The organism is Allotamlana fucoidanivorans (assembly GCF_006265225.1).
GTDB lineage: Bacteria > Bacteroidota > Bacteroidia > Flavobacteriales > Flavobacteriaceae > Allotamlana > Allotamlana fucoidanivorans.
On the sequence record NZ_VDCS01000039.1, the window covers coordinates 1 to 1,994 of the forward strand.

The window sequence follows — 1,994 nt, forward strand, 5'->3', positions numbered from 1 at the left end:
CAATCAATCTATACAACCAAATTAGATTACATGTATCTTTAGACTATAAAACACCAAATATGGTATATTTAAAAACAGCGTAAATCAATTTTTAACCTGTAGCCATATTTCAGGACTAGACATTAAAACCAAATGAACAGACTACTGATTTTATTTCTTTCTTTATCCATAATTGGTTGCAGTAAACAAAAGAAAATTTGGGACAATGGATTGACTAAAAGTGCGGAAAAAATTATCGAATATACGATTCGAATTCAAGAAGATTCCTTAAAAAACGAAATTCGAGACACACTTTTAATTGCAATAAAAAAATATAGAGATGACGACCAATTAGCACTTCAAACTCGAAAAACTTTGTTTGACAATGGACAGATGGAAATTGAGTATGTCTATGACTATTCTGACAGATTAAAGCAAGAAATTGTGAAAATGTCAACAGACAGTCTGCCATTTAAAGTAAACTATTCCTATAAAAACTCATTGCTTTTTCAATCAAGCGGAATTATGGATAATGAAACTGAAAGGTTTGAGCAAATAGAAACTCATTATTACAGAAATGACGATACCAAAGAGAAGTCAATAATGAGACAAATATTTCTTGACAAAGAAACCAATGACACAATTAGAAATTCAACTGTAAGTACTTACTACAATACTAACGAAAAAGTTGACAGTATTTTATCAATCAATCTTCGCAGAAAAGGACAAAACCGAAAAGCAGTATACGAATTTGACGGAAAGAATTTTATCGGACTAAAAGAATATAATGAAACAGACTCTTTGTTGTCAAATCAGAAATTTGAGTATAAAATGGACGAATTTGACAATTGGACTGAAAAAAAGGTAATTGAAAACGGAATTCTGAAAAGAATAATAATCCGAGAAATAAAATATAAATAACTGTGCCCAACAACGTGTAAGCGCAATAACGGCTGAATTTCTTAATCGGAAATTCAACTCGTTTTGCTAAATTAGGTGCGTCAGCTGAAAGTACTCGCGCACTTTCCCGTTACTGACGCTTACACAAAACCGTTGGCGTTAATTTGAACCAAATGAAGAACTTTACAATCTACATCATTTTATTAATCCCTTTTTTGACAATTGGACAAACTAATCCATTTGAAAAATTGGAATATGATAAGGTTATTGCATATGAATATCAAGGACAAGGCGGATTGTTAATTGAAATGTGTCTTGACAAGGAAAAAGAAAAAATAAATAAGACATTAAACCTGACTGATGAACAAACAAGAAAACTGGAAAAGATTTTGACATCGGAAAAGGCCTATGGAAATACGACTATGTCTTGTTTTGACCCTCACTTTGCCGTTATTTATTATCTGAACGAAAAAATAGTTGGAACTATTGATATTTGTTTGGATTGCAATTATTTAATCTCATCGGAAAAAATCCCTGCGACAGAATTAAAAATGATAAAGATTTCAGATGATTACTCTTATCCCGCAAAAGGATTTAGTAAAAACGCACGGAAAGAAATTTACGAATATATAAAGGCACTTGGATTCACTAAATATTTAAGACCTTTAACATCATATCTTGACGAATGAAAACCATTTTAAAAATCTTTTTTATTGTTCTAATTTTTGCATCTTGTAATGAAGTAAAAAACACCAATTATTGTAAAAATCTTGAGGATATAAAAAAGTCATCTAAAGAAAAGATAGAAACTATTGCTTTTGAAATTACTCAACACGAGCAATTTGACTTTGACCAATCTGAAACCGAATATTGTATGGATTCGGATAAGAGAATAACGGTTAGATATACAAACGGAAATAAAAAATTAGAAGCGATAATTGATACTTTATCTTTCGAATATTTAATAATAAAAAACTAACGCCAACAATGGTGCCTGTTGCACAACGTGATAAATATAAGATAAAATTTCATAAATTGTATTATAATTCTTATGTTTAATAATGCAAGGCAAAAAAGAGTATCAGGAGAAATTATTCAACAATTTTCAGTTAAGT

The 1,994-nt window shown here is 30.0% G+C and carries 3 protein-coding genes; all 3 read left to right on the forward strand.

The features are described from left to right. Positions 1–132: 132 nt before the first annotated feature. The 3 genes from FGF67_RS16725 to FGF67_RS16735 all read left to right on the forward strand — a co-directional run bounded on the left by FGF67_RS16725 (position 133) and on the right by FGF67_RS16735 (position 1,858). Positions 133–900, forward strand: coding sequence for a hypothetical protein (locus tag FGF67_RS16725; RefSeq protein WP_139698901.1), 768 nt, complete (start codon positions 133–135; stop codon positions 898–900). 152 nt (positions 901–1,052) lie between these two features. Continuing rightward, positions 1,053–1,568, forward strand: coding sequence for a hypothetical protein (locus FGF67_RS16730; RefSeq protein WP_139698902.1), 516 nt, complete (start codon positions 1,053–1,055; stop codon positions 1,566–1,568). Next, positions 1,565–1,858 carry a hypothetical protein gene (locus tag FGF67_RS16735; protein ID WP_139698903.1) on the forward strand — a complete coding sequence of 98 codons (294 nt, stop codon included), beginning with the start codon at positions 1,565–1,567 and terminating at the stop codon, positions 1,856–1,858. Before FGF67_RS16730 ends, FGF67_RS16735 begins: the two co-directional genes overlap by 4 nt. Positions 1,859–1,994: the final 136 nt, after the last annotated feature.

Excerpts from the sequence above, each read along its gene's own strand:
- FGF67_RS16725 (WP_139698901.1), top strand. The coding sequence starts at position 133 with ATGAACAGACTACTGATTTTATTTCTTTCTTTATCCATAATTGGTTGC.
- FGF67_RS16730 (WP_139698902.1), top strand. The coding sequence starts at position 1,053 with ATGAAGAACTTTACAATCTACATCATTTTATTAATCCCTTTTTTGACA.
- FGF67_RS16735 (WP_139698903.1), top strand. The coding sequence starts at position 1,565 with ATGAAAACCATTTTAAAAATCTTTTTTATTGTTCTAATTTTTGCATCT.